This is a genomic window from Pseudomonas sp. NMS19W (assembly GCF_051554255.1).
Lineage (GTDB): Bacteria > Pseudomonadota > Gammaproteobacteria > Pseudomonadales > Pseudomonadaceae > Aquipseudomonas > Aquipseudomonas kribbensis.
The window spans coordinates 4237960-4262021 of sequence record NZ_CP136718.1 but is presented as its reverse complement, the minus strand read 5'-3'; the positions used below and the strand labels follow the sequence as shown (position 1 = coordinate 4262021).

Below are 24062 nucleotides of genomic sequence, written 5' to 3'. Positions count from 1 at the left end.
TTCTCAGGTCAGGCCTAAAATGGCCAATCAAATTCTGGGATTGAACGCGCATGCTTCCTGAATGCCAGTTGTTCGGTACCCTCGGGTGCCATCTGTGTGAAGTCGCTGAAGCCGAGCTGATGCCGTTTGTCGAGCATGGCCTGCTGGTGGAGCTGGTGGACATTGCCGACGATGAATCCTGGTTCGAGGCCTATAGCCTGCGGATCCCTGTGCTGCGCCGGACCGATACCGGAGCGGAACTGGGCTGGCCGTTCAGTGCCGATCAGGTTGTAGCATTTCTGCGTTAGCCTTTCCCTCGACGTTGTTCCGCCCAGGCCATTCATCGCGACGGTCATCGATCCTTGGCACTCTCGAGTTTATTCGGTTACTGTATGTGCATACAGTAAATGAATGGGCTCGTCGTGCTGTGTCCTTCCGGGGCAACGGGCATGGCAGCCAGGACGTCTGAGGGATGAATCGTGGTCAATGTCGAACAGTTGAAAAGCAGCGTGAACCGGATGTCGGTTGATGTGGTGCACGACGCCGTCCGCGAATTGCGTCTGGACGGTCTGGTCACGGAGGGCAAGACGCCTTTCAACAAGCTGCATTTCAATACCTGTTTTGCCGAGATCGAGGCGTTGTTCCAGCGCGCCGGCTATCACAAGCAACTGGATGTGGTGGGTTATCAGGGATTGTTGTACGCCTTGTACGACCCGGGTCGCTGGGAGGCTGTCGATGTACTGCGCTGGCTGAAGGAGTTCACCGAGACGGCGGCCCTCAAATCGATCCCCGCCTGATTCTGCGCTAGGTCTGCTGCGTCCGGTGTTGGATAATGCCGCTCTGCTTTGAGGGTTCGAGTTCTCCGTATGTCCAGCACATCTACATTTTCCGCCGCACAGAATCAGGCCAGCACGCTTTACCTGCCCCCGGGCGACTGGCGGACGGTGTTCGATTGTCTGTGTGATCACTTCAGTGCCATCGGACGCGATCAGTGGCTGGACCGGATTGCCCGAGGCCGGGTACTTGATGGCGAAGGCCAGCCGATTGCGCTGGACCTGCCCTACAAGGAAGGCCTGCGCATCCATTACTTTCGCGAAGTGCCGGATGAAAAGCCGATTCCGGTGGTCGAGTCGATTCTCTACGCGGACGAACATCTGGTCGTCGCAGACAAACCCCATTTCCTGCCGGTGACGCCAGCAGGGGATTACGTGGAACAGACGCTGCTGCGCCGGCTGATTCGTCGTCTGGACAACCCGCACCTGGTGCCGTTGCACCGAATCGACCGGCACACCGCGGGGTTGGTGATTTTTTCGGCCAATCCGCAGACACGTTCGGCGTATCAGTCATTGTTCCCGACACGGCAAATCGAAAAACGCTACGAAGCCATCGCTGCTGCATTGCCGGGGCTGGATTTTCCGTTGGTACACAAGAGCCGTATGGTCGATGGCGAGCCTTTTTTCCGCATGCAGGAAGGTCCCGGTGTCAGCAACACCGAAACGGCAGTGGAGGTGCGGGAACGAAATGGCAAACTCTGGCGCTATGGCCTGTATCCCGTCACCGGCAAGAAGCACCAACTGAGGGTGCACATGACGGCGCTGGGTGCGAGTATCTGCAACGATCCGTTCTATCCCGAGGTGTTGAAGGACGTCGAGGACGATTACACCAAACCGCTCAAGTTGCTGGCGCAGGGGTTGCGGTTCATCGATCCTGTGACTGGGCAGGTGCGTGATTTTGAAAGCCGGATCACGCTGGACTGGTGATCTGCCGCGCCATCCACTTTCTACCGCCCACGAAAAAGCCCGCATCATGCGGGCTTTTCTGTATCTGGCATCGCTTACAGTTCTTTAACGGTGCGAACCTGATCTTTGTTGATGCGAGTCTGCTTGCCGTCCAGTTGTTCGAATTCGTAGAAGCCCGAATCCTTGTCGTATTTAGGCGAGTCGACGGCCTGGATTTCGCGACCGTCATTCAAGGTGATCACCGTTGGCGAAGCGCAACCGGCGAGGGTGGCCAGGCCCAGTGCGAGCATGAAAGTGGCGAGAGTCCGTTGAGTCATGTGTTTGTCTCCGAAGGGAATTCTTTTGGTTACTGAGCTGTAGACGTATGCAAGGCGTGAGAGTTCCTTGAATGCGGTCAGTCTGACACAGTGTTATGAGAGCTTAACAGTTCCGGGGTATTGAGATTGGCCAGCCGTGGGTCGTTGTCCGGGCAAATCAGGGCCTGTGCGCCAAGGCTGCGCATGAGCCGGCCAGGGCTGCGTTCCCCTTCGTGCCAGGCCTCTTCGAATGCGGACAGAAGCGCCACGGGAATCACGCAAAGCAGCGGTTCCCAGTGCTCGTCGTGACGCAGCATCAATGGGTTTTCAGGGTGCAGGCTAGCGGTCTCGCGCATGCTCTGTAACAGGGGAAGATCGATTCGCGGTACGTCGCACGGCAACACCAGCAGATGGGAATGGCGAGCGGCTCGCAAACCGGCACGGATGCCGGCCAATGGCCCGGGAAAGTCTTCTTCGTCGTCCGTCACCAATTGATCGGCGAAGGGCGCATAGCGTTCACGATTGCGGTTGCAGGAAATGATCAGGTCGTCGGTCAGCGGGCGAACCTTGCGCTGCAAATGAGCGATCAGCGGTTCCCCGTGCCATTCAATCAGCCCCTTGTCCTGGCCACCCATGCGTTGACCACGCCCGCCGGCCAGTAGCAGGACGGAGCAGGGGGACAGTTGCGTATTCGAAGTCATGGCAGCTCTCCGCAGGTTCGGCGAAAAAATGGGGCGCTGTGATATAACACCGGGCTGTTTCTCCTACAACTGGATGAGCCTATGAAAGCCAAGGCTGATGTACCTTTCGCACCGCTCAATATCGCGGTATTGACGGTCAGCGACACCCGCACTCTGGAAACCGATACTTCCGGCCAGGTCTTCGTCGACCGTTTGACCGCAGCCGGTCATAACCTGGCGGAGCGTGTATTGCTCAAAGATGACCTGTACAAAATCCGCGCGCAAGTTGCCCACTGGATTGCCGAAGACGTTGTGCAGGTGGTGTTGATCACCGGGGGCACAGGCTTCACCGGTCGTGACAGTACACCCGAAGCCGTTGCGTGCCTGCTCGACAAACAAGTCGATGGTTTTGGTGAGTTGTTCCGGCAGATTTCAGTGGCCGATATCGGCACTTCCACCGTGCAATCCCGTGCACTGGCCGGCCTGGCCAACGGTACGCTGGTTTGCTGCTTGCCAGGTTCGACCAACGCGGTGCGCACCGGTTGGGATGGCATCCTGGCCGAGCAGCTGGATTCACGGCACCGTCCGTGCAATTTCGTTCCCCATCTGAAACAGGCGATACCTTGTGAATCCCGTGGGTAAGCCGGGCAAGACCGGCAGCCTGATGCCTGTGGAGGCGGCATTGGCTCGTCTGCTGGAGATGGCCGATGCCTCACGGATTATCGAATCCGAGCATCTGCCATTGGCAGAGGTCGAGGGACGGGTGCTGGCGCAGGATCTCGTATCGACGCTGGACCTGCCGCCATGGCCTAACAGCGCCATGGACGGTTATGCCTTGAGTCTGGCCGACTGGAGTGGTGAACCAGTGCCGGTCAGTCAAAAGATCTTTGCCGGCCAGGCGCCTGAACCGCTGAAACCCGGAACCTGCGCGCGAATTTTCACAGGGGCGCCGGTGCCCCCGGGCGCCGATTGCGTAGAGATGCAGGAAAACGTTTTGATCGAGGCCGATGAGCGTGTGCGGTTCATCGAGCCCATGACGGCCGGGCAAAACATCCGCCCGCAAGGTCAGGAAACGACTGTGGGTGAGGTGATCCTGTCTGCCGGAACACGGCTGGGTCCGATCGAACAGGGGCTGGCTGCATCTTTGGGCTGTGCCGGACTTGATGTGGTTCGCAAGGTTCGTGTGGCAGTGCTGTCTACCGGCGATGAGCTGGTCGAGCCAGGCGCTGAACTGGGGCCGGGACAGATTTATAACAGCAACCGGGTGGTGCTTTGCAGTTGGCTGCAACGTCTGGGGTTTGAAGTGCTTGATGGCGGCATTCTTCCCGATGATTTGCCCGCTACTCGTGAGCGTCTTGGAGCGCTTCAGGACGTCGACCTGATACTGTCGACCGGTGGTGTATCGGTCGGAGAAGCGGATTTCCTGGGCGTTGCATTGCGCGAGCAAGGCGAGCTGATGTTATGGAAGTTGGCGATAAAGCCTGGAAAGCCTTTGACTGTTGGCCATTTTCGCAATGTCCCGGTCATCGGCTTGCCCGGTAATCCGGCATCTACTCTGGTGACTTTTGCCCTGCTGACCAAGCCGTACCTGTTACGTCGTCAGGGCGTGCAGGATGTCGAACCGTTGAAGTTTTCGGTCCCGGCGGGATTTGTCTGGCCTCATGCCGGCAATCGGCGCGAATTCCTGCGGGGACGTCTTGAACAGGGAAAGGCGACGATCTACCGAAATCAGAGCTCGGGCGTGCTGCGCAGTGCTGCGTGGGCTGATGGCTTGGTCGAAGTTCAGGAAGGACGCACATTGGTTCAGGGAGAAATGGTGCCCTTCATACCCATGAGCGAGTTACTTGGCTGAACAGTGGAAGGCAGGCCCACCAACGGACCTGCCTTCAGATAGTCAACGGCCGATCAATGTCACCAACTGGTCGAAGCGACTGTTGGCCACCCAGCCCAGCAGTCCGATGACTACCGCTGTGGCACCTGCCGCATAGGCAAGGCGATGCTTGATGGCTTTGACGTCTCCCCGGACCTCATCCATGTCACGGCGAATATATTTAAGGTGGGTTTCCAGTTCGGTGACACGAGGTTCCATATAGGATTCTCCGCTGCTTTTGGCGCTGCTGTGGAAATCGGTTGCATGGCTGGTTCGAGCATCGGAGGGAGGGGCAACCGGACTCACTGGCAATTTCGCTTCAAGGCTGCGCATGTGGCTTCCCGCCTTTTGTCACGAATATATGCCGGCAAGAAATGCCGTTCGAATGCTCGAAAGCCCTGTTGGTGTACTCACTCATTACCTGCACATCCTTGTGTGTTCGGGTTAAAGATTAATGCCGCCGACATACGGTGTACCAATGGCCTCGACTGGTCAATTGAGCCGATTCCTTACATCTCGTACGAAAAAATACCGGCCTGTAGGACGAGTGAGTGGGAGCACTTCAATTACTTAAGATTGCGACGGCTCTTTTACGTAGCTTGAAGGTCAAGATGTCCCGAACTGATTCATTTCCGAGGGGACCATAATGGATGAACACAAGGCATGGCTGATTCTGCATGGCAAGCAGGCACTCAACGAGTCGGTTCGCGCCGCTGTTGAATACAAGCGCAGCCAAGGTTGGGAAATCGCCGTGCGCCTGACCTGGGAGGCCGGTGATGCCCAGCGTCTGGTGGCGGAAGGTCTTGCGTGCGGGTTCAGGCGGATCATCGCCGGCGGTGGCGATGGCACCTTGCGCGACATCGCCGAGGCCCTGGCGGCTCACCCGGGAGAGGCCAGTCTGGTGCTGCTGCCACTGGGAACCGCCAACGATTTTTCCCGCGCGGCCGGTATACCCCCAGAGCCCGCCGAGGCGCTTGAGTTGCTCGGTGCACCTGCCCATGACATTGATCTGGGTGAAGTGGGCGGGCAGATATTTCTGAACATGGCCACGGGCGGGTTTGGCAGTCAGGTCACTGCCAATACCTCGGAGGATCTGAAAAAGGTGCTGGGCGGCGCGGCCTATCTGTTTACGGGGCTGTCGCGATTCAGCGAGTTGCACGCTGCCTATGGCGAATTGCAGGGGCCGGACTTTCACTGGAGCGGTGAACTGCTCGCGCTGGGTATCGGTAATGGCCGCCAGGCAGGTGGAGGGCATGTGTTGTGCCCGGAGGCACTGGCGGATGACGGCCTGCTGGATATCAGTATTCTGCCGGCACCACAGGAGCTGGTCGGCACGCTGAAAAACCTGCTCAGCGACGGATTTGGTCTCGACAACATGTTTGTCCGCACACGTCTGCCGTGGGTCGAAATCAAGGTTGCCGAAGGGCTCTGCATCAATCTTGATGGCGAGCCGCTGGAGGGAGACAGTCTGCGGTTTGCGGCGCGTCCGGCGGCGTTGCGTGTGCATTTGCCGGAGAACTCGCCGCTGTTGGGCAGCTCGCGGTGCGTCAGTCGTCCAGACTGATGATCTGCTCCCGTACGGCAAACAGTACCAGCCCCGCCACATCGTAGATCTGCAGGCGTTTCATGATCTGCGAGCGGTGGGTTTCCACGGTCTTGATGCTCAGACCCAGACCATTGGCGATTTCACGGGTGGACTTGCCGCGAACGATCAGGCGCAGGATTTCCAGCTGGCGAGCCGTCAGGTTGTGTGAATCGGCGACTTCCGGTTGCAACTTCTGATTGCGTGTCAGGGCCTGGTTGATCACCGTGTGGGCGATGGCCGGGCTCAGGTAGCGTTCGTTGTTGCGCAGGGCTTCCAGTGCGTGCTCCAGCTCGGTGGCCGTGGTGTCCTTTAGCAGATAACCATGGGCACCGGACTCCAGCGCCTGCATGATCAGGGCAGGGTCGGTATGCATCGATAGAATCAGCACTTTGCTGTGCGGACGAACCCGTCTGAGCCGCTGCAACGCCTCCAGGCCGCCGGTTTCTCTCATGGAAATATCCAGCAAGACGATATCGGGGTTCAACTGCTCGACCATCTCGAGCAATTGCGAGCCGTCATTGGCTTCGCCGATTACCGCGTAACCGGGAATATCCAGCACCAGAGCGCGCACGCCGGCTCTGATCAGCGAGTGGTCATCCACCAGAAGTAAGTTACAAGTCAACGCATAACCTTATTCGTACTGGCCCGCTCGAGTGCACGGGGCGCCCAGGGGAATAGTGCTTCGATTTGAGTGCCTTTGCCCGGTTCGCTCGTCACGCTCAGGCTGCCGCCCAGTTGCTCGATCCTTTCGGCCATCCCGGCCATGCCTCGTTGTCCTTCACGACCGGGATTGGCGGCCGGGGCAAACCCCAGACCGTCATCACTGATCAGCAGGGTCAAGCCTTGGGGAAGGCGTTGCACGCGGATCAGCAGGTTCTTGGCCTGCGCATGTCGCAGGATGTTGGTCACGGCTTCCTGAGTGATGCGGAAGGCGGCGACAGCCATTTCTTCGGGGATGCCGTTCAAACGCTGCTGACAGTCCAGGCTCCAGTGAACCGATGTATTGGCCAGTGTCTTGAGCAAATGCGCGCGCAGACTGGCTTCCAGGCCGAGACTGGTCAGTTGCCGCGGATTGAGAATGGCCGAAACGTCACGGACTTTGTTGAGGGTTTCCTCAAGGGTGTCGCAGAGTGCCGAACATTGTTCCTGAAGGTCCTCGGGCAGACGCCGTTTGAGCCATTCGCTCTGCAACTTGGCGGCGGTCAGCAACTGGCCGATATCGTCGTGCAGTTCGCGGCTGAGGCGATGGCGTTCGTTTTCCTGGACTTCGAGCAATCGATCGGCCAGCTCCTGGGGCTGGAACTTGATCGACTTGCGCGACAGGCGATGCTGGGTAAAGACGCAAGCGGCGGCTGCCACGTTGAGCAGCAGCAGGCCAAACGACAACGGTGCGGACAGGCAATAAGTCAGCAGACTGCCCAAAGCTGCACCAATGCAAAGCGTGAGCGTGAACCTGCGCGCGTTTTCTCGGGAGGGTGGCCATGTGGCGATTGACTTGAGGCTGGCGTACATAGCGGATGGAGCCAATGGATGTTCGCTGCGGGCAGACCGGTCAGAGTGGCTGGCGGTCTCTGTCTGAAAATCTGTGATTCAGGTTGTTGGTTTCAATACGGTTCAGTGATCGATAATTGACTGCCAACTTCGGAGCAGGCCGATCATTGAAGTCACTGTGCCATTAAGTGAAAGCAACTAACGCGCGGCATAATACCACTTAACATACCGTTGGTCGCGTTCGCCCTATATGTCCAAAGAGTCAGGAAATACGCCATGTTGGACGCGAGTTCCATAATGGAAAAAGTTGATTTATTGGAGTCGATAATTATCGATGACACCTGAAGTCTTCAGTTTTTATACACAGGTAAACCCTGACTTCAACGGTAGGCAGTCTGCATGTTGAAGCGTAATTATTTATTTGGAGATGTCGCTGGCAGGCATGAGTTATTCAATTGCGACATTCGATGGCTCGAACTAACAGGCTCCAACGGGCCCGGGGTGCACTCGATTACGCTTGTCGCTCCGAGTAAGACACGAGGGACAAGGGTTTGGCACTGAGCGGCGGTTGAAACTGGCTCTGCCCAACCTGGAACGCGAATGCTTCGATGAGGGACGTCTGCTCGCTTTCGTCCAGGCTCAGCTGGCCGGTGCTCTGGTCGACCAGTTCAAGTTGCCAGGCCATCAGGGTGAAGCAATCTTTCAGGGCGTCGAGCGCCTGGGCATGCAGGTCGATATGATCTTGCGTCTGAGTGAGCAAACCATGCAGGTGCAGGCAGAACTCGGAGACTGCCACCAGTGCCAGGGCATCGGCCCTGTTCGCCAGTTTGAGCAGGGTGCTGAGCATGCAATCGATTGCGTCCTTGTCATTGCTGATCAGTTGCAAATGACTCAGGCACTCTTCGGACTTGGCCAGGAGCGTTTCAGCCTCGACAAGAAATTCGGGGAACCGCTGCGCCCACTCTTTACGGTCGTTCGGCATGCTTATCTCCACAACGTCATGTCTGATGAGCGAATGTCGTGTGTGTCGACGATCATGAACCGTCGTGAGATCGCGCCCTGCGGTGCCGAGGCTTTTGACAGGGGTTTCGAGAGGGTGAGTTTCCACTGACCTGCGATCGCACACAAAAGCCTGACTCCGTTCATGCAATGAGAATGGCGTCACATTAATGGCTATTGGATATTGCGAACATCAGGTTGGGCCTGATTGTTACTAGGGGAATCCCTTAGGCACGGGAACCTGCCGCGCAAACCGTGGTCGCGCCGCAGAGAATGTAGCAGATGAAATCACGGGGCCAGTAAAGCATGATGTTAATGTGACATCAATGCCTTCTCATGGCATTTTGTAGGTGATTTGTATGGGGATCAAGATTGGCCGGAATCCGCCGATAACCCCCTTTAATGAATTCACCAGAACAAGCCCAGGAGTCATTGATGGCCGGCATTCTCGATACGGTAGACCAACGCACGCAACTGGTGGGTGAGAATCGCCTGGAAATTCTCATGTTTCGTCTGGCCGGGCGCCAATTGTTCGCGATCAACGTGTTCAAGGTTCAGGAAGTCCTGCAACTGCCGAAGTTGACCCTGATGCCTCAGCGTCATCCTTTTGTCTGCGGTGTGGTCAACCTGCGCGGCCAGACTCTGCCGGTGATCGACCTGTCCCAGGCGATCGGCATGCGCCCGCTGGTGCCGGGCCCCAACAGCACGATCATCGTTACGGAGTACAACCGTTCGGTGCAGGCCTTCCTCGTCGGTGGTGTGGATCGCATCGTCAACATGAACTGGGAAGCCATCCTGCCGCCCCCGACCAGCGCCGGTCGTCAGCACTACCTGACCGCCATCAGCAAGGTCGACGATCAACTGGTGGAAATCATCGACGTCGAGAAAGTCCTCGCCGAAATCGTCCCGTACAACGCCAAGGTTTCCCGCGACAAACTCGAAGACCCGGTCCTGGAGCGTGCCCGCGGCCGTGAAGTGCTGTTGGTGGACGATTCCAATGTGGCCCTGTCGCAATTGCGCGACACCCTCGGTCAGTTGGGCGTGAAGATGCACATCGCCAGCGACGGTCTGAAAGCCCTGAACATGCTCAAGGCCTGGGCCGACACCGGGGTCAACATGACCGACAAGCTGTTGATGATCTTCACCGACGCGGAAATGCCGGAAATGGACGGCTATCGCCTGACCACCGAAATCCGCAACGACCCGCGTCTGCGAGGCCTGTATGTGGTGTTGCACACCTCGCTGTCCGGCAGCTTCAACGACTCGATGGTGAAGAAGGTCGGCTGCGACAACTTCCTCTCCAAGTTCCAGCCGGACAAACTGGTCGATGTAGTGCGCCAGCGTCTGATGCTCGATGAAGTACCGGCCTGATCAACTTGTCGAGGCTGCCCCGGCGTCAGCCTTTGATTCGGCGGCAAAGCTCGTATAGGGTGGCGTTTTTCACCCACCAGGGAGCTGGCCATGCTGCGTCTGAGCGCGCTTTATCGTTACCCGCTGAAATCCGGCAAGGCCGAGGTCCTGCAAGGGATCGGCCTGGACAAACTGGGGCTTGAGGGCGACCGACGCTGGATGCTGGTGGATGAGGCCAGCGGGCGTTTTCTGACCCAGCGCGCCGAAGCGAAAATGAGCCAGTTGTCCGCACTGTGGAATGCCGACGGAGGTCTGACCCTGGATGCGCCGGGGCATTCGGCGATCGATATCGCCTTGCCCGGCAGCGAAGCCGAACTGCGCGGCGTGACCATCTGGCGCGACACTTTGCGTGTACCGGATGCCGGTGAAGAAGCGGCTCGTTGGGTCAGCGAATTCATCGGCAAGCCGACCCGACTGGTGCAAGTGCCGCTGGACCGCGCCCGCATGACTCAGGCCGGGTACGGCAACGATGACGACCAGGTGGCCTTTGCCGACGGTTTCCCGCTGCTGCTGATTGGCGAGGCATCGCTGCAACACTTGTCGCAGGAAGTCGGGCGCCCGCTGGAAATGCTGCGGTTCCGGCCGAATCTGGTGATCGAGGGCAGCGAGGCGTATGCCGAGGATGGCTGGAAGCGCATCCGCATTGGTGATGTCGAGTTCCGTGTGGTCAAGTCGTGTTCGCGCTGCATTCTCACCACCATCGACCCGAAAACCGGAGAGCGCAGCGCCGACCGCGAGCCACTGGCGACCCTGCAGAAGACCCGTGCCCAGGCCGACGGTGCGATGTTCGGGCAGAACCTGGTCAACGACAGCAATGGCCGTCTTGAAGTCGGCATGCCGGTGGAAATCCTCGAGTAATCGGCCTAAACGAAAAATGCCCGTGTCCTTGGACACGGGCATTTTTTATTGCCGCAGGAAAGCTTGGTTTCAGCCGCGGTATTCGCACAGGTAAGCGGTGTCGACGGCCACTTTCAGCTGGAACTTGCTGTTGGCCGGCACGTTGAACTGGCTGCCGGCGGCGAAGGTTTCCCAGTCGCTGCTGTCTGGCAGCTTGACGGTCAGTGCGCCCGAAACCACGTGCATGATTTCACGCTGGCTGGTGCCGAATTCGTATTCGCCCGGGGCCATGACGCCGATGGTCGCAGGGCCTTCGGCAGTGCCAAAAGCGATCGACTTGACGGTGCCGTCGAAGTACTCGTTGACTTTAAACATGGGCGATTCCTCTCGAAAAGGGCTTGAAAAGGGTCAAAAAGGTCGGCCAGTATGCACAAGGCTCAAGGCGCCGTCACCTGCGCTAGAGCGGCAGCACCAGCGGCAATAATCGGGCGGTATTGCGCGCATCTTCCAGTGCCCGGTGTTGCTGCCCGGTGAACTGCATGCCCGCCAGTTGCAGGGCGCCATTGAGTCCCAGGGGCCGTTCGAGGCGTCGGGCCTTGGCAAAGCGCTGTTTGAGGTTCATGTGCGGCACACGGCTCAGCGCGCTGTCGAGTTGCAGGCGCTGCCATTCCTGAAGCAATTGCTTGCGATCGTAGTCACCCCAGCTGGCCCAGCCTTCAAGGCGTGCCTGGTGCTGAGCGAGCCAGCGCTCGAACGCCGGCCAGACCTCGCTCAGCGGTTGCGCCGCGTCGATGTTGGCCTGGGTGATGTGTGTCAGCTCACGACAGAACGGCGTCAGCAGTGGCCGACGCGTCGGTTTGACGAAGCGTTGAAAGTGATCCTGCTCGCGACCGGCGCGATCCACCAGGGTGGCGCCGATTTCGATGATCTCCATTTCCGTAACCGGCCAGCCACCTTCATCGGTGGTGGCTTCCAGATCAATGACCAGCCAATGGGGCATCGCAGGGTTCCTGATTTCCGCGTCCTGATTATTCAGAGCGTAGTCAAACCTTGCGGATGCGCGCGGTGACTACTCGACCTGCAACAGAACCTGACGATTTTTCACCTGATCGCCGACCTTGACCTGCACCCGCTTGAGCACGCCGTCGATGCCGGCCTTGAGCGGGTGCTCCATTTTCATCGCCTCCAGCACCACCAGCAGCTGGCCTTTACTGACCGGGCTGCCTTCGCTGACAAGCACGTCGATGATTGCGCCATCCATCGGGGCTTTCAAGGTGCCGGTGCTGACGCTGGTCTGACTGTCGATCACGGCATGAGTTCGATTCACCAGACGCAGGCTGCCGGGGCGGGTGAACAGCCAGAGCTGGTCGTCGTGCAGGCGATAGGCGTGGCGCTGACGCAGGCCTTCGATATCCAGGGAAATCGAGCGTTCGCCGTGTTCGATGAGCTTCAGTTCGAAGGCGCGTTCAGAGACCTGAACCCGAATGATGCCATCCGGGGCGGCCAGCAATTGCACGCTCCATTCCTGATCTTCAAGACCCAGGCGATAGTGCAGCGGCGCGCCGGCATTGTTGCGCCAACCGGCCAACGGTGCGCGATGCAAACCTGCGGCAGATTGATAGAACAGCAACGCCGCGATCGCGAGCTCTTCCGCACTCGGTGCATGGGGATGCAGACATGGATGGTCGGCGAAGTGTTGCGGGATAAACCCGGTGCTGAATTCGCCGCTGATGAACTGCGGATGCTGCAACAGACTGGCCAGCAACCGCTGATTGCTCTGCACACCCAGCAACACGCTGTCCTGCACGGCGCACAACAGCTTGCGCCGGGCCTCTTCGCGGGTCGCGCCATGAGCGATCAGTTTGCCGAGCATCGGGTCGTAGAACGGTGAGATCGACTGACCTTCGATCAGCCCATGATCAACTCGCGCCCCCCGATCCAGTGCCGGTGTCCAGGCTTCGACACGCCCGGTTTGTGGCAGGAATCCCTGGGCCGGGTCTTCGGCATAGAGTCGCACTTCCATGGCGTGGCCATCGAGTTTGACCTGCGCCTGGGTCAAAGGGAGAGGCTGGCCCTCGGCAACCAAAAGCTGCCATGCCACCAGGTCCAGCCCGGTAATCATTTCGGTTACCGGATGTTCGACTTGCAGCCGGGTATTCATCTCCAGAAAGAAGAACTGGCCGCGGGCATCGAGCAGAAACTCCACGGTGCCAGCGCCCACATAGTTCACCGCACGCCCGGCCTTGAGCGCCGCTTCCCCCATCGCCTGACGCAACTCTTCGGTCATCACCGGGCACGGTGCTTCTTCAATGACTTTCTGGTGGCGACGCTGGATCGAGCAGTCCCGTTCGCCGAGATAGATCAGATTGCCGTGCCGGTCGCCGAACAGCTGAATCTCGACATGGCGCGGTTCGATCAGGGCCTGTTCGAGGATCAGTTCATCGCTGCCGAAACCGTTCAATGCTTCGGAGCGGGCGGTACGCAATTGCGCCGGCAATTCTTCAGCGCTGTGCACCAGCCGCATGCCGCGCCCGCCACCGCCGGCGCTGGCCTTGATCATCAGCGGATAACCGATGCGCTCGGCTTCCCGTGTCAGGGTCGCGTCGTCCTGCTCGGCGCTTTGATAACCGGCGATGCATGGCACACCGGCGGCGAGCATGGAGATTTTCGATTGGCGTTTGCTGCCCATCAGCTCGATGGCTTCGACGCTGGGGCCGATGAAGGTCAGGCCGGCCTGTTCGCAGGCTCGGGCGAACTCGGCGTTTTCCGAGAGGAAGCCATAACCGGGATGAATCGCGTCGGCACCGCTGCGCCGTGCGGCGTCGAGGATGGCCGGGATGTTCAGGTAGGACTGTTGAACCGGCGCCGGGCCGATGTTCACAGCCTCATCCGCCATTTGGACATGCAGCGCATCGGCGTCGGCGTCACTGAATACCGCGACCGTGCGATAACCGAGGGCCTGGGCGGTGCGCTGGATGCGGCAGGCAATTTCACCGCGGTTGGCGATCAGGATTTTATGGATGGCGGGCATGGTGGTTTTTCCTGAATGTTGGCGGTGGATTGAAGGGCCTCATCGCGGGCAAGCCCGCTCCTACAGGGTCAGGTGCTCCATCCGGGTTTGCGCTTTTGCACAAACGCCATGGTACCCTCGATGCCCTCGGCACCGGTCAGCGCTTCGCTGAACCACTGCGCCGCTTCATCCAGCAGTTCGCTCGATGGCTGGCCGGCACTGGCCAGCAGCAGCTTTTTCGTCACGGCATTCGCTTCGGGGGCGCAACACAAAACGTGATCGAGCACTTCATCCAAACGCTCGGCGAGTGCCTGCGGATCCTGTTCGACAAAGTGCACCAGCCCCAACCGTCGAGCCTGATGGCCATCGAAGCGGGCGGCGGTCAGCGCCAGGCGGCGGGCCTCTGTGAGACCAATGCGCTGCACCACAAACGGCGCGATCTGCGCCGGCAACAGGCCAAGACTGGTTTCTGGCAGACCGAATTGCGCCTGATGATCGGCGATGGCGATATCGCTCACGCACGCCAGCCCGAAACCGCCACCGAGCACCGCGCCCTGCAGCACGGTGATCAGCACTTGCGGTGCGTGCTGCGCCTCCTCCAGCAGCGACCCGAAAGCCCGATTCAACTCACGATAGGCATCGCTGCCCTGGGCGCGGGCGTTGGCCATGTCCTTGATGTCGCCGCCGGCACAGAAATGCCCGCCGGCGCCGCTGAGTACCAGGGCGCGCACGCTGCGGTCATCGCGCACGGCGGCAAGCACTGCGCGCAGTTCGGCGACCATTTGCAGGCTCATGGCGTTGCGGCTTTCAGGACGATTGAGGGTGATGTGCAGCACGCCGTTATGCGGTTCCAGCAACAGCGTCTGGCAAGCGGGCAGGGTGGTCATTTCTTTTTCCCCGGCAGGATACCCATCAGTTTGCAGATGATCCCCAGCATGATTTCGTCGGCGCCGCCGCCAATCGATACCAGCCGCACGTCGCGGTAAGCGCGGGCCACCGGGTTGTCCCACATGAACCCCATGCCGCCCCAGTATTGCAGGCAACTGTCGCTGACTTCGCGGCCAAGGCGCCCGGCCTTGAGCTTGGCCATCGAGGCCAGCCGGGTGACGTCCTGGCCTTTCACATACTGCTCGGTGGCCTGATAGACCAGCGCTCGCAGGCATTCGATTTCGGTCTGCAATTCGGCGAGGCGGAAGTGGATCACTTGATTGTCGATCAGCGCGCTGCCGAAGGTCTTGCGTTCCTTGCAGTACTCGATGGTGCTGTCGATGCAGTATTCCAGACCCTTGATCATGTTGGCCGCGCCGAACAGGCGTTCTTCCTGGAACTGCAGCATCTGCATCATGAACCCGGCGCCTTCATGGCCGATGCGATTGCGCTGGGGCACGCGCACGTTGTCGAAAAACACCTGGGCGGTTTCCGAGCTGCGCATGCCGAGCTTGTCCAGGTGCGAACTGAGGCTGATGCCCGGCGTGTTCATCGGCACCATGATCAGCGATTTGTTGACGTGCGGCTTGTCGTCCGAGGTGTTGGCCAGCAGGCAGATGAAATCGGCGCTCGGCGAGTTGGTGATCCACATCTTGCTGCCGTTGATCACGTAGTCGTCGCCGTCCTTGCGCGCGGTGGTCTTGAGCCCGGCGACATCGGAGCCGGCGCCGACTTCCGACACGCCGATGCAGCCGACCTGTTCGCCTGTGATCGCCGGGCGCAGGAATTCCTCGCGCAACTCATCGGAGCCGAAGCGGGCGAGGGCCGGGGTGCACATGTCGGTCTGCACGCCGATCGACATCGGAATGCCGCCGCAGTGGATGGTGCCGAACTCTTCGGCGGCGACGATCGAATAGCTGTAATCCAGGCCCATGCCGCCGAATTTTTCCGGCTTGGAAATCCCCAGCAGACCGAGGTCGCCGGCCTTGCGGAAAATCTCGTGGATCGGAAAGCGCCCGGCCTTTTCCCATTCATCGACGTGGGGGTTGATCTCGTGCTCGACGAACTGGCGGACGGTGCGACGCAGGGCTTCGTGTTCCGGGGTGAAGATCATTTTTATTGTTCTCCTTGAGGTCCGAGGCAGTCAGAAGCGGCTGACGCCGAAGCTGTTGGGGGCCAGCGTGCGGATGCCGGCTTCGTGGCAGATGTCCAGCAGGTAGCCAAGCAGGGTGCGGGTGTCACGCGGATCGATCAGCCCGTCGTCCCACAGGTTGGCGCTGCCGTACAGGGCGGTGGACTGGCTGTCGAGTTTCTGCGCGGTGACTTGCTCCAGCATGTCGAGCATTTTCGGGTCGGGCACCAGGCCGTCCTTCAACTGTTTGGCTTCGGTGACGATGCGCAGCACCTTGCCGGCCTGGGCGCCGCCCATCACGGCGGTGCGGCTGTTGGGCCAGGCGAAGATGAAACGCGGATCGAGCCCGCGCCCGCACATCGCGTAGTTGCCCGCGCCATAGGAGCCGCCGACCACGATGGTCAGTTTTGGCACCCGCGCATTGGCCACGGCCTGGATCAGTTTCGAACCGTGCTTGATCACGCCATGCTGTTCCGATTCGGTGCCGACCATGAACCCGGTGGTGTTGTGGAAAAACAGCAGCGGCGTCTGGCTCTGGTCGCACAGCTGAATGAACTGCGCGGCCTTGCTCGCACCATTCGGAGTGATCGGGCCGTTGTTGCCGATGAAGCCGCAGGCGCGGCCCTGAATCTTCAAGTGGCCGCAAACGGTCTGCTGATCGAATTCACCCTTGAACTCCAGGAAGCGCGATTCGTCGGCGATCCGCGCAATGATTTCGCGCACGTCATAGGGCTTTTTCGGGTCGTCCGGGATCAGGCCGAGCAGTTCGTCGATGGGGTACAACGGCTCCTTGAATTGCGGCTCGGGCCGACACGGCAGTTGCTCGTTCCAGTTCAGCAGGCTGACGATTTCCCGCACCTGACGTACGCCGTCGGCATCGTTTTCGGCCAGGTACTCGGCGGTGCCAGCGACTTGCGCGTGCATCTCGGCGCCGCCCAGTTCTTCGTCGGTGGCCACTTCGCCGGTCGCCGCTTTAAGCAACGGCGGGCCGGCAAGAAACAGCTTGGCCTTGCCGCGCACCACCACCACGTAATCCGACAGCCCCGGCTGATAGGCGCCGCCAGCGGTGGCCGAGCCGTGCACCACGGTGATCTGCGGCAGCCCCATGGCCGACATGCGCGCCTGATTGGCAAAGCTGCGTGCGCCTTCGACGAAAATCTCCGCTGCGTAGTTGAGGTTGGCGCCGCCGCTTTCGGCGAGGGTAATCACCGGCAGTTTGTTTTCCTGGGCGATCTGCTGCAGGCGCAGGGATTTTTTCAGGCCCGACGGGGAAATCGTCCCGCCCTTGATCGCGCTGTTGTTCGCCACGATCAAGGCACGCACACCGGACACGTAACCGATGCCGGCGATCAAGCCGCCACCGGCGGAGCTGCCGTCCTTGTCGTCGTGGAGTTTGTAGCCGGCCAGACTGGCCAGTTCGAGGAACGGCGCGCCGGGGTCGAGCAGCAGGTTCAGGCGTTCACGGGGCAGCAATTGTCCGCGCTTGTCGAATTTCGGTTTGGCTTCGGCAGCCTTGTTCAGCAGGTTCTGTCCGAGCTGCTGGACTTGCTCGATGGCGGTGAGCATCGCCGCGCGGTTGCGAGCGAAGGCTTCGCTGTGCGGGTCGAGCTGAGATTGAATGATCGGCATGGCTTACTCCTTGTCCTTCAAGACGTCCGGCATGTAGGCCCGGTGAAATCCGTTGAAGGATTCGCTGTGGGTCGCCTTGTGCAGCGGCCATGCGCGACTGCCCAGGCTGGCGGCGCCGTCGATGCGCAAGGTGCTGCCGCTGATAAATGCGGCAGCGGGACTCAGCAGAAACACGATTGCTGCGCTGACCTCGGATTCGGTGCCGATGCGCTTGAGCGGCACGTGTTCGCGCAGGGTCGGGATCACGGCTTTGAAAGCGCCTTCATAGGTGTCCATGCCGCTGGAGGCGATCCAGCCCGGCGCCACCGCATTTACCCGAACGCCGGCGTAACCCCATTCGAACGCCGCCGTTTTGGTGAAGTTGTCCATGCCCGACCGCGCAGCGCCCGAGTGGCCCATACCGGGCATGCCGCCCCACATGTCGGCGAGCATGTTGACGATGCTGCCGCCGTGCTTGCTCATCGACTGGTTAAACACTTCCCGGGCCATCAAAAAACCGCCGACCAGATTGGTGCGCAGCACGGTTTCGAAGCCTTTCTGATTGATCGAGGCCAATGGCGACGGGTACTGGCCGCCGGCATTGTTGACCAGTCCGTGGATCGGCCCGTGTTCGCGGATCAGTTCGCTGACCAGCGCTTTCACCGGTTCTTCGTCGCGAATATCGCAAGCCTTCCAGTGTGCCCGACCGCCGTCTTCGGCAATTTCGGCGGCGACGGCTTGCAGCTTTTCCGGCTTGCGTCCGACCAGCACCACGGTGGCCCCGAGCGCCGCCAGTTCATGGGCGGTGCAACGCCCGATGCCGCTGCCGCCCCCGGTGACGATTATGGTCTGGCCGCTGAACAGATCGGCCCTGAAAATCGATTCATACGCCATGGTGCCAATCCTCTAGTCGAACTGTTCGGCGATGCTCTGCGGCACCGGGATCTGGATTTCCAGCAATTGCTGGGCGAAGGCTTTGCCTTGCGGGTCGATGCGCAGGCTCGCCACGCCACCGCCGCCGAGGGCGTTTTCCAGCAGGAAATTCAGGCTGTGAGTGCCCGGCAGATACCAACGTTCGACCCGGCCATGAATCGGGTCGAGGACATGGCTCATCCAGTCGACCACCACCGCCGGAGTCAGCGCTTCGGCGATCCACGGCAGGTATTCCGGGCGACGCGGCATCACACCGATGTTGCTGTGATTGCCCTTGTCGCCGGAGCGCGCCACCGCCAGTTTCACCAGCGCTACGCTGGCGTCGGCGCGGCCATGGGGTTTGGGTGTTTCGTGGGGCAGGGGCAGATCCTGGCTGTCGAGGGCGGCCGAAGCGGGCAGGACAAACGGGTGGCGCTCTCCGGCGATGTCGATCTGCAAGGTGCAGGCGCTTTTGTCGATCAGGAACGAGAACAGGCGGATCAGCGGATACACCGTCGGCCGCCCGCCGACGATGCCGGTCAGGCCCGGCGCCATGCCGGTGGCGGCCTGGGCGATTTCCCGGGAGAACAGGACCAGGGCCTGTTTGCTCGGGTGGCGCACGGCGAGTTTGATCACCACTTCGCGGCTGTCCCGGCGCTGGCCGTGGGGGCCGTAGGTGGCTTCGCTGCCGAGCAGTTCGATATGGGTTTCGGTGTAAGGCCCGAGGCTTTTCTGGTCGAGCATTTCCGAGGTCTTGTCGATGATCGCCTGACTGACGCGCCGGGCTTTTTCCACCGCATCGATACCGGCGATCAGGCAACTGGCGGTGCAGCGGAAACCGTCCGGGTATGTCGCGCTAACCTTGTATTTGTCGCTGGGTGGCAGGCCTTTGGCGCCGTGGACCCGGACTGCGTTTTTGCCTTGCTGCTGGAGTTTGACCTGACTGAAATCGCAGACCACATCGGGCAACAGATAGGCCTGCGGATCGCCGATTTCGTAGAGCATCTGTTCGCCGACGGTCAGCGGCGTCACCAGTCCGCCTGAGCCTTCGGGTTTGCTGACGATGAACTGGCCGTCGGCGCTGACCTCGACGATCGGAAAACCGATGTGTTCGTAATCCGGCACTTCGCGCCAATCGGTGAAGTTGCCGCCGGTGCACTGCGCGCCGCATTCGATGATGTGCCCGGCCAATGCGGCCTGGGCGAGTTTGTCGTAGTCGTGCCACGACCAGCCGAATTCATGCACCAGCGCGGCGCTGACCACCGCGCTGTCGACCACACGTCCGGTGATGACGATGTCGGCGCCCAGGCGGAGGGCTTCGACGATGCCCGGGGCCCCGAGGTAGGCGTTGGTCGACACGCACATCGGCGGCAGCGGGGCGCCGCTGAACATTTCCGTGATGCCTTGGGTGGCGAGTTGTTTGAATTGCGGTTGCAGGTCATCGCCCGACAGCACGGCGATTTTCAGCGCCACGCCGGCCTTGTCGCAGGCCGCTTGCAGCGCGGCGGCGCAGGCCTGGGGATTGACCCCGCCGGCATTACTGATAACGCGAATCTTCTGTTCGGCCAGTTGCGGCAACAGGGGCGCCAGCACTTCGATGAAATCGCCGGCAAACCCGGCCTGCGGTTCCTTCATGCGTGCGCCGGCCATGATCGACATGGTGATCTCGGCCAGGTAGTCGAAGACCAGATAGTCCAGCTGTCCTGCGGCCACAAGCTGCGCGGCGGCGGTCGACGTATCTCCCCAGAATGCGCTGGCGCATCCGATGCGAACCGTGGTGGGCATTTTTATCTCCGACTCAGCAACCTGTGACAGAAGTGCATCGAGGCTACCAAGCAAGCGCTTGGTTTGTAAATGGGCGAAATTATCTTCTGCCCAAGCGCTTGCTTGGTCGCGGCCGGCGGCTTAAATTGCCCGCGCAACCCTGCGGTTTCAGGGCGGCAGACGACTGAACGACTGTAGGAGAGAACGGGTGGACGAGCAAAAAGCCCTGAAGGTCATGCGCGAACTGGTCGACCAAGGCCAGTTGACCGACCCGGACAGCGCTCGCGGCAAACTGCTGCAAGTGGCGGCCCACCTGTTTCGCAACAAGGGCTACGAACGTACCACGGTGCGCGACCTGGCCGGCGCCGTGGGCATTCAGTCGGGGAGCATTTTCCATCATTTCAAGAGCAAGGATGAAATCCTGCGTGCCGTGATGGAAGAAACTATCCGCTACAACACAGCGCTGATGCGTGCGGCCCTGGCCGATGCGGCCAATGTGCGCGAGCGGGTACTGGCGCTGATCCGCTGCGAATTGCAGTCGATCATGGGCGGCAGCGGCGAAGCGATGGCGGTGCTGGTGTACGAATGGCGCTCGCTGTCCGAAGACGGTCAGACCAAGGTGCTGGCGTTGCGTGATATCTACGAGGACATCTGGCTGAAAGTGCTGGGCGAAGCCAAAGAAGCGGGGTTCATTCGCGGCGATGTGTTCATTACCCGACGTTTTCTCACGGGCGCGTTGTCCTGGACCACGACCTGGTTCCGCGCCGGCGGCAGTCTGAGCCTTGACCAACTGGCCGAAGAGGCGCTGATTCTGGTGCTCGAAGAGCGCTAATCGCTTTCTATCGGCCCGGGAAACTGGCTAACTGGGCGAAACCGCCTAGCTTGAATGCATGCAACGGTACTTTTTCGGGGAGTGGGGTGTTTTGAAGTCTTTGCCAGATCGGACGGCCGCGGGGCTGATGCTCGCAGCGCTGGCTGCTTTATGGGTATTGCCTGTTGAGGCAGTGCAAGTGGTTCGGGTGGGCGCCGCACACTTTCCGCCCTATACCATCCGCCCGGAAAACGGCGCCGATACCGGTCTGCTCCCGGAACTGGTCGCGGCACTGAACAGCTCCCAGAGCGACTATCGCTTCGAGCTCGTGCCCACTTCGATTCCGCGAAGATTTGGCGATTTCAAGGATGGCCGCACCGACATGGCGATCTTCGAGAACCCGGACTGGGGCTGGAAAGACATTCCCCATACGACCGTCGACATGGGCCTCGAGGATGCGGAGATCTTCGTTGCACAGAGTAAACCCGGTCGCCAGCAAAATTACTTCGCTGATCTCAAGGGCAAACGTCTTGCGCTGTACAGCGGCTATCACTACGAATTCGCCAACTTCAATGCCGACCCCAAGTACCTTGCAGACACCTACAATGCTACGCTGACGTACTCCCACGACAGCAACCTGTTGATGGTGCTGCGCGGTCGGGCGGACATTGCGCTGGTGACCCGCTCCTATCTGTTCGATTACCTGCTGCGCAACGAAAAGGTGCGCGACGAGTTGCTGGTGTCCCAGCGCATCGATCAGATCTATCACCACTACGCGATTCTCAGTCCGAAGGCGCCAATCACCGGAGAGGCGTTCGGCAAACTGCTGCAAGGGCTGCGTGACAACGGCCAGATGCTGAAGATCTTCGATCCGTACAAGATTGCCGTGGTGCCGGTGCCTCGCCCATGACCTGCGGTTTTTCCGGCACGGCCTAAATTTCCCGCTTCGGCTCACGTCCCATCGTTGAACTGTCGACGATTATCGTGAGCCCGAACCATGTCCAATCTGAATGACCTGACTGCCCTGGCTTTGCCTTCGGGCAGTCAACTGATAGCCGATGCCACTGAAAGCCGTCTGAGCCTGAGCCTGGACGGGCAACCGCTGATTCGCCTGCGCCTCGATCGTGAAGGTCAGGGGCCGATCCAGATCGATGAACGTTATGCATTGCCGCCAGGCCAGGCACTCTGGGCGGCGTGTTATTGGCTGTTTGCCCGGGATCCGGCGCGCCAGCGACTGATCTGGCAACTGGATCAACCGCCGACCGAAGCCTTGCTCAGCGGCTTGCTGGTGAGCACCGACGTGGCGGGTGAGTACCGCTGCGAGCGCACGCTGTTCTGGCAACTGCCGCAACCGTGGCTTGGCACCTCATTGACCGGCAGCTACCCGCAGCAGATGGTTATCAGCAACGGCAAGCGCCATCCACTGCGTCCGGTGAAGCCGCGAGGTGAAGTCTATCGACGTTTCGATGCGCGCCTGGGTGCGTGGATTTCTCTGCGAACGGTGGAGATCGAGCAGGATCTCGCGCGCTTCAATCGCTGGCAGAACAGCCCGCGAGTCGCCAGTTTCTGGCAGGAAGAGGGCAGCCTCGAACAGCATCGCGAGTACCTGAGCAAGCTCGATGCCGACCCGCACACCTTGACGTTGATTGGCTGTTTCGACGATCAGCCGTTCGCTTACTTCGAAGCCTACTGGGCCAAGGAAGACCGCATCGCGCCGTTCTACGATGCCGACAATTACGATCGCGGTATTCACATGCTGGTCGGGGAAGAGGACCACCGTGGCCCGCACAAAGTGGCGAGCTGGCTGTCGGCGCTGGTGCACTATCTGTTTCTGGATGATCCGCGTACGCAGCGCGTCGTCGCCGAGCCGCGTGCCGACAACGCGAAGATGATCGGCCACATGCACAACCAGTGCTTCCACTGCGAAAAGGAATTCGATTTCCCGCACAAGCGCGCGGCGCTGATGATCCTCGGGCGCGAGCGGTTTTTTGATCGCTGCAAACTGGCGTGACGTCTCGCTGAAACAAAAAAAGATCGCAGCCCTTCAACGAAGGCTGCGATCTTTTTTTGGGCGGTGTGCTGTCAGCGACGGTTTGCCGTCACGGCATCTGCACGACTGCCCGACACCTTGCGGCAGTGCACCAGCGCATCACGAATCATGAAGTTGACCAGGGTCGGCGAAACGCCGAGCTCCTTGGCGATGTCCTTCTGCGGCACGCCGTGCAGACGGTACATCTCGAAGGCATAGCGTGTGCGGACTGGCAGTTCGGTCAGCGCATCGGCAATGTGTTCCAGGGTCGAGAAGTTGATGTGCGAGGTTTCCGGCGAAGCGCCCTGAATGACCACGTTCAACCCTTCCTCCTCGGGGCCGGCGTACTTCTGCTCCAGCGCCTGTTTGCGGTAGTGATCGATGGCCAGATTGCGCACGATCTGGAACAGATAACTCAGCTGGGCCTTGATCGACGACGTGATCGGCGGCGCCGATTGCAGTCGGAAGAACGCATCCTGCACCACATCTTCGGCGCGTGACCGGCAGCCGGTAATGCGGGCTGCAATCTTGACCAGAATCAGTCGATTGTCGACGAATGCCTGAAGTAGCGGTGAATCGCACCTGCTTGTGGATACTTGTTCCGTCATGGAAATCACCTTGCTGCCAATAGGTTAGTGGGACGCCTGGGGGACGGGGCCGTCCTACACATCGAGCGACAAATTATGTTGAATGATAATGATTGTCAATTGAGAAAGAGAACTAATGATCCATAACAGTGCGATCTGAGAACTGCGACACGCCGCCGCAGTTACCCAAGTCCCCAGCCCCATTGGCGATCCAGCCTGCCGACTAATTATTTCAAGACGTCATCCGTTCTCATTGGTGAATGGATCCGGGTGCGCAGTCCCGGACCTACCGCATTCCAATGCCTTGCACGGTCGGCGAAGACCGTGTCCCGCATGCCTTGCACGGGCATGCCGCAGCCAACTCGATTCCACCAGCAAGCCGAATTCAGGCAGGAA

General features: G+C 60.1%; 26 protein-coding genes. 11 read left to right on the top strand and 15 right to left on the bottom strand.

All coding sequences use genetic code 11. From position 1 onward, the window contains the following. The first annotated feature begins 50 nt into the window (after positions 1-50). The 3 genes from R1A29_RS19395 (at position 51) to R1A29_RS19385 (ending at position 1739) form a co-directional block, all read left to right on the top strand. The gene (locus tag R1A29_RS19395; protein WP_114884529.1) at positions 51-287 is read left to right on the top strand and encodes a glutaredoxin family protein; all 237 of its coding nucleotides are present in this window, start codon (positions 51-53) and stop codon (positions 285-287) included. A 171-nt stretch (positions 288-458) separates the two neighbouring features. After that, entirely contained in the window at positions 459-776 is a 318-nt protein-coding gene (locus R1A29_RS19390; RefSeq protein ID WP_438299284.1) for a transcriptional regulator, read from the top strand. A 69-nt stretch (positions 777-845) separates the two neighbouring features. Next, positions 846-1739: a pseudouridine synthase gene (locus tag R1A29_RS19385; RefSeq protein ID WP_438299283.1), complete on the top strand. Its 894-nt coding sequence runs from the start codon at positions 846-848 to the stop codon at positions 1737-1739. A gap of 74 nt (positions 1740-1813) precedes the next feature. On the opposite strand, the gene R1A29_RS19380 is transcribed toward R1A29_RS19385, so the two are convergent. Next, positions 1814-2035, bottom strand: a complete 222-nt coding sequence (locus R1A29_RS19380) for a YgdI/YgdR family lipoprotein (RefSeq protein ID WP_085710733.1) — start codon at positions 2033-2035, stop codon at positions 1814-1816. Positions 2036-2112: 77 nt separating this feature from the next. Next, a complete protein-coding gene (gene mobA, locus R1A29_RS19375; protein WP_438299282.1) occupies positions 2113-2715 on the bottom strand; it encodes a molybdenum cofactor guanylyltransferase MobA in 603 nt (200 codons plus the stop codon). Between the two features lie 81 nt (positions 2716-2796). Here mobA and moaB point away from each other — a divergent pair, with 81 nt between their 5' ends. Together moaB and R1A29_RS19365 are read left to right on the top strand one after the other, a co-directional pair. Next, complete coding sequence (gene moaB / locus R1A29_RS19370) at positions 2797-3336, top strand: molybdenum cofactor biosynthesis protein B (protein ID WP_438299281.1); 540 nt, start codon at positions 2797-2799, stop codon at positions 3334-3336. Further along, positions 3320-4546, top strand: a complete 1227-nt coding sequence (locus tag R1A29_RS19365) for a molybdopterin molybdotransferase MoeA (protein WP_438299280.1) — start codon at positions 3320-3322, stop codon at positions 4544-4546. The genes moaB and R1A29_RS19365 overlap by 17 nt, the downstream gene beginning before the upstream one ends. A gap of 42 nt (positions 4547-4588) precedes the next feature. Here R1A29_RS19365 and R1A29_RS19360 read toward each other — a convergent pair whose 3' ends face one another. Then, on the bottom strand, positions 4589-4897 hold the full coding sequence (locus R1A29_RS19360) for a hypothetical protein (RefSeq protein ID WP_438299279.1): 309 nt from the start codon (positions 4895-4897) through the stop codon (positions 4589-4591). A 313-nt stretch (positions 4898-5210) separates the two neighbouring features. On the opposite strand from R1A29_RS19360, the gene yegS reads away from it, so the two are divergent. Then, complete coding sequence (gene yegS, locus R1A29_RS19355; RefSeq protein WP_438299278.1) at positions 5211-6128, top strand: lipid kinase YegS; 918 nt, start codon at positions 5211-5213, stop codon at positions 6126-6128. Here the strand turns inward: yegS and R1A29_RS19350 are convergent. The 3 genes from R1A29_RS19350 to R1A29_RS19340 all read right to left on the bottom strand — a co-directional run bounded on the left by R1A29_RS19350 (position 6112) and on the right by R1A29_RS19340 (position 8622). After that, the gene (locus R1A29_RS19350; protein WP_085710728.1) at positions 6112-6771 is read right to left on the bottom strand and encodes a response regulator; all 660 of its coding nucleotides are present in this window, start codon (positions 6769-6771) and stop codon (positions 6112-6114) included. The two genes, yegS and R1A29_RS19350, sit on opposite strands and share 17 nt — an antisense overlap. After that, positions 6768-7661 carry a sensor histidine kinase gene (locus tag R1A29_RS19345; RefSeq protein ID WP_408986933.1) on the bottom strand — a complete coding sequence of 298 codons (894 nt, stop codon included), beginning with the start codon at positions 7659-7661 and terminating at the stop codon, positions 6768-6770. Before R1A29_RS19345 ends, R1A29_RS19350 begins: the two co-directional genes overlap by 4 nt. A 490-nt stretch (positions 7662-8151) precedes the next feature. Continuing rightward, positions 8152-8622: a hypothetical protein gene (locus tag R1A29_RS19340; protein ID WP_438299277.1), complete on the bottom strand. Its 471-nt coding sequence runs from the start codon at positions 8620-8622 to the stop codon at positions 8152-8154. A 452-nt stretch (positions 8623-9074) separates the two neighbouring features. Here R1A29_RS19340 and R1A29_RS19335 point away from each other — a divergent pair, with 452 nt between their 5' ends. Together R1A29_RS19335 and R1A29_RS19330 are read left to right on the top strand one after the other, a co-directional pair. Then, positions 9075-10010, top strand: a complete 936-nt coding sequence (locus R1A29_RS19335; RefSeq protein WP_085710725.1) for a chemotaxis protein CheV — start codon at positions 9075-9077, stop codon at positions 10008-10010. Between the two features lie 90 nt (positions 10011-10100). Continuing rightward, on the top strand, positions 10101-10907 hold the full coding sequence (locus tag R1A29_RS19330) for an MOSC domain-containing protein (protein ID WP_438299276.1): 807 nt from the start codon (positions 10101-10103) through the stop codon (positions 10905-10907). Between the two features lie 69 nt (positions 10908-10976). Here the strand turns inward: R1A29_RS19330 and R1A29_RS19325 are convergent, their stop codons facing one another. The 8 genes from R1A29_RS19325 to R1A29_RS19290 form a co-directional block, all read right to left on the bottom strand. Continuing rightward, a complete protein-coding gene (locus R1A29_RS19325) occupies positions 10977-11261 on the bottom strand; it encodes a pyrimidine/purine nucleoside phosphorylase (RefSeq protein ID WP_007940055.1) in 285 nt (94 codons plus the stop codon). An 82-nt stretch (positions 11262-11343) separates the two neighbouring features. After that, positions 11344-11886, bottom strand: a complete 543-nt coding sequence (locus R1A29_RS19320; protein ID WP_438299275.1) for an exonuclease domain-containing protein — start codon at positions 11884-11886, stop codon at positions 11344-11346. A 69-nt stretch (positions 11887-11955) separates the two neighbouring features. Further along, positions 11956-13917: an acetyl/propionyl/methylcrotonyl-CoA carboxylase subunit alpha gene (locus tag R1A29_RS19315; protein ID WP_438299274.1), complete on the bottom strand. Its 1962-nt coding sequence runs from the start codon at positions 13915-13917 to the stop codon at positions 11956-11958. 68 nt (positions 13918-13985) lie between these two features. Then, positions 13986-14783 carry an enoyl-CoA hydratase/isomerase family protein gene (locus R1A29_RS19310; RefSeq protein ID WP_438299273.1) on the bottom strand — a complete coding sequence of 266 codons (798 nt, stop codon included), beginning with the start codon at positions 14781-14783 and terminating at the stop codon, positions 13986-13988. Further along, positions 14780-15937 carry a citronellyl-CoA dehydrogenase gene (gene atuD, locus R1A29_RS19305; protein ID WP_438299272.1) on the bottom strand — a complete coding sequence of 386 codons (1158 nt, stop codon included), beginning with the start codon at positions 15935-15937 and terminating at the stop codon, positions 14780-14782. The genes R1A29_RS19310 and atuD overlap by 4 nt, the downstream gene beginning before the upstream one ends. A gap of 30 nt (positions 15938-15967) precedes the next feature. Further along, the gene (gene atuC, locus R1A29_RS19300; RefSeq protein WP_438299271.1) at positions 15968-17584 is read right to left on the bottom strand and encodes a geranyl-CoA carboxylase subunit beta; all 1617 of its coding nucleotides are present in this window, start codon (positions 17582-17584) and stop codon (positions 15968-15970) included. Between the two features lie 3 nt (positions 17585-17587). Beyond that, a complete protein-coding gene (locus R1A29_RS19295) occupies positions 17588-18457 on the bottom strand; it encodes an SDR family oxidoreductase (RefSeq protein WP_438299270.1) in 870 nt (289 codons plus the stop codon). A 12-nt stretch (positions 18458-18469) separates the two neighbouring features. Continuing rightward, positions 18470-20260, bottom strand: coding sequence for an acyclic terpene utilization AtuA family protein (locus R1A29_RS19290; RefSeq protein ID WP_438299269.1), 1791 nt, complete (start codon positions 20258-20260; stop codon positions 18470-18472). Positions 20261-20447: 187 nt separating this feature from the next. Between R1A29_RS19290 and R1A29_RS19285 the strand changes: the two genes are divergently transcribed. From R1A29_RS19285 to R1A29_RS19275, 3 genes are all read left to right on the top strand, one after another. After that, complete coding sequence (locus R1A29_RS19285; RefSeq protein WP_438299268.1) at positions 20448-21071, top strand: TetR/AcrR family transcriptional regulator; 624 nt, start codon at positions 20448-20450, stop codon at positions 21069-21071. Positions 21072-21162: 91 nt separating this feature from the next. Next, positions 21163-21960 carry a substrate-binding periplasmic protein gene (locus R1A29_RS19280; RefSeq protein ID WP_438299267.1) on the top strand — a complete coding sequence of 266 codons (798 nt, stop codon included), beginning with the start codon at positions 21163-21165 and terminating at the stop codon, positions 21958-21960. Positions 21961-22047: 87 nt separating this feature from the next. Then, on the top strand, positions 22048-23061 hold the full coding sequence (locus R1A29_RS19275; protein ID WP_438299266.1) for a GNAT family N-acetyltransferase: 1014 nt from the start codon (positions 22048-22050) through the stop codon (positions 23059-23061). Positions 23062-23132: 71 nt separating this feature from the next. Here the strand turns inward: R1A29_RS19275 and R1A29_RS19270 are convergent, their stop codons facing one another. Continuing rightward, entirely contained in the window at positions 23133-23687 is a 555-nt protein-coding gene (locus tag R1A29_RS19270; RefSeq protein ID WP_096821112.1) for an RNA polymerase factor sigma-70, read from the bottom strand. Between the last annotated feature and the right edge of the window lie 375 nt (positions 23688-24062).

What these genes read in the sequence shown, in the direction of transcription:
- R1A29_RS19315 (WP_438299274.1), bottom strand. Translation starts at nt 13,917, where the DNA reads ATGCCCGCCATCCATAAAATCCTGATCGCCAACCGCGGTGAAATTGCC.
- atuC (WP_438299271.1), bottom strand. Translation starts at nt 17,584, where the DNA reads ATGCCGATCATTCAATCTCAGCTCGACCCGCACAGCGAAGCCTTCGCT.
- R1A29_RS19330 (WP_438299276.1), top strand. Translation starts at nt 10,101, where the DNA reads ATGCTGCGTCTGAGCGCGCTTTATCGTTACCCGCTGAAATCCGGCAAG.
- R1A29_RS19325 (WP_007940055.1), bottom strand. Translation starts at nt 11,261, where the DNA reads ATGTTTAAAGTCAACGAGTACTTCGACGGCACCGTCAAGTCGATCGCT.
- R1A29_RS19340 (WP_438299277.1), bottom strand. Translation starts at nt 8,622, where the DNA reads ATGCCGAACGACCGTAAAGAGTGGGCGCAGCGGTTCCCCGAATTTCTT.
- R1A29_RS19385 (WP_438299283.1), top strand. Translation starts at nt 846, where the DNA reads ATGTCCAGCACATCTACATTTTCCGCCGCACAGAATCAGGCCAGCACG.
- R1A29_RS19335 (WP_085710725.1), top strand. Translation starts at nt 9,075, where the DNA reads ATGGCCGGCATTCTCGATACGGTAGACCAACGCACGCAACTGGTGGGT.
- R1A29_RS19320 (WP_438299275.1), bottom strand. Translation starts at nt 11,886, where the DNA reads ATGCCCCATTGGCTGGTCATTGATCTGGAAGCCACCACCGATGAAGGT.
- R1A29_RS19290 (WP_438299269.1), bottom strand. Translation starts at nt 20,260, where the DNA reads ATGCCCACCACGGTTCGCATCGGATGCGCCAGCGCATTCTGGGGAGAT.
- R1A29_RS19295 (WP_438299270.1), bottom strand. Translation starts at nt 18,457, where the DNA reads ATGGCGTATGAATCGATTTTCAGGGCCGATCTGTTCAGCGGCCAGACC.
- R1A29_RS19380 (WP_085710733.1), bottom strand. Translation starts at nt 2,035, where the DNA reads ATGACTCAACGGACTCTCGCCACTTTCATGCTCGCACTGGGCCTGGCC.
- R1A29_RS19275 (WP_438299266.1), top strand. Translation starts at nt 22,048, where the DNA reads ATGTCCAATCTGAATGACCTGACTGCCCTGGCTTTGCCTTCGGGCAGT.
- R1A29_RS19270 (WP_096821112.1), bottom strand. Translation starts at nt 23,687, where the DNA reads ATGACGGAACAAGTATCCACAAGCAGGTGCGATTCACCGCTACTTCAG.
- mobA (WP_438299282.1), bottom strand. Translation starts at nt 2,715, where the DNA reads ATGACTTCGAATACGCAACTGTCCCCCTGCTCCGTCCTGCTACTGGCC.
- atuD (WP_438299272.1), bottom strand. Translation starts at nt 15,937, where the DNA reads ATGATCTTCACCCCGGAACACGAAGCCCTGCGTCGCACCGTCCGCCAG.
- moaB (WP_438299281.1), top strand. Translation starts at nt 2,797, where the DNA reads ATGAAAGCCAAGGCTGATGTACCTTTCGCACCGCTCAATATCGCGGTA.
- R1A29_RS19310 (WP_438299273.1), bottom strand. Translation starts at nt 14,783, where the DNA reads ATGACCACCCTGCCCGCTTGCCAGACGCTGTTGCTGGAACCGCATAAC.
- R1A29_RS19345 (WP_408986933.1), bottom strand. Translation starts at nt 7,661, where the DNA reads ATGTACGCCAGCCTCAAGTCAATCGCCACATGGCCACCCTCCCGAGAA.
- R1A29_RS19395 (WP_114884529.1), top strand. Translation starts at nt 51, where the DNA reads ATGCTTCCTGAATGCCAGTTGTTCGGTACCCTCGGGTGCCATCTGTGT.
- R1A29_RS19360 (WP_438299279.1), bottom strand. Translation starts at nt 4,897, where the DNA reads ATGCGCAGCCTTGAAGCGAAATTGCCAGTGAGTCCGGTTGCCCCTCCC.
- yegS (WP_438299278.1), top strand. Translation starts at nt 5,211, where the DNA reads ATGGATGAACACAAGGCATGGCTGATTCTGCATGGCAAGCAGGCACTC.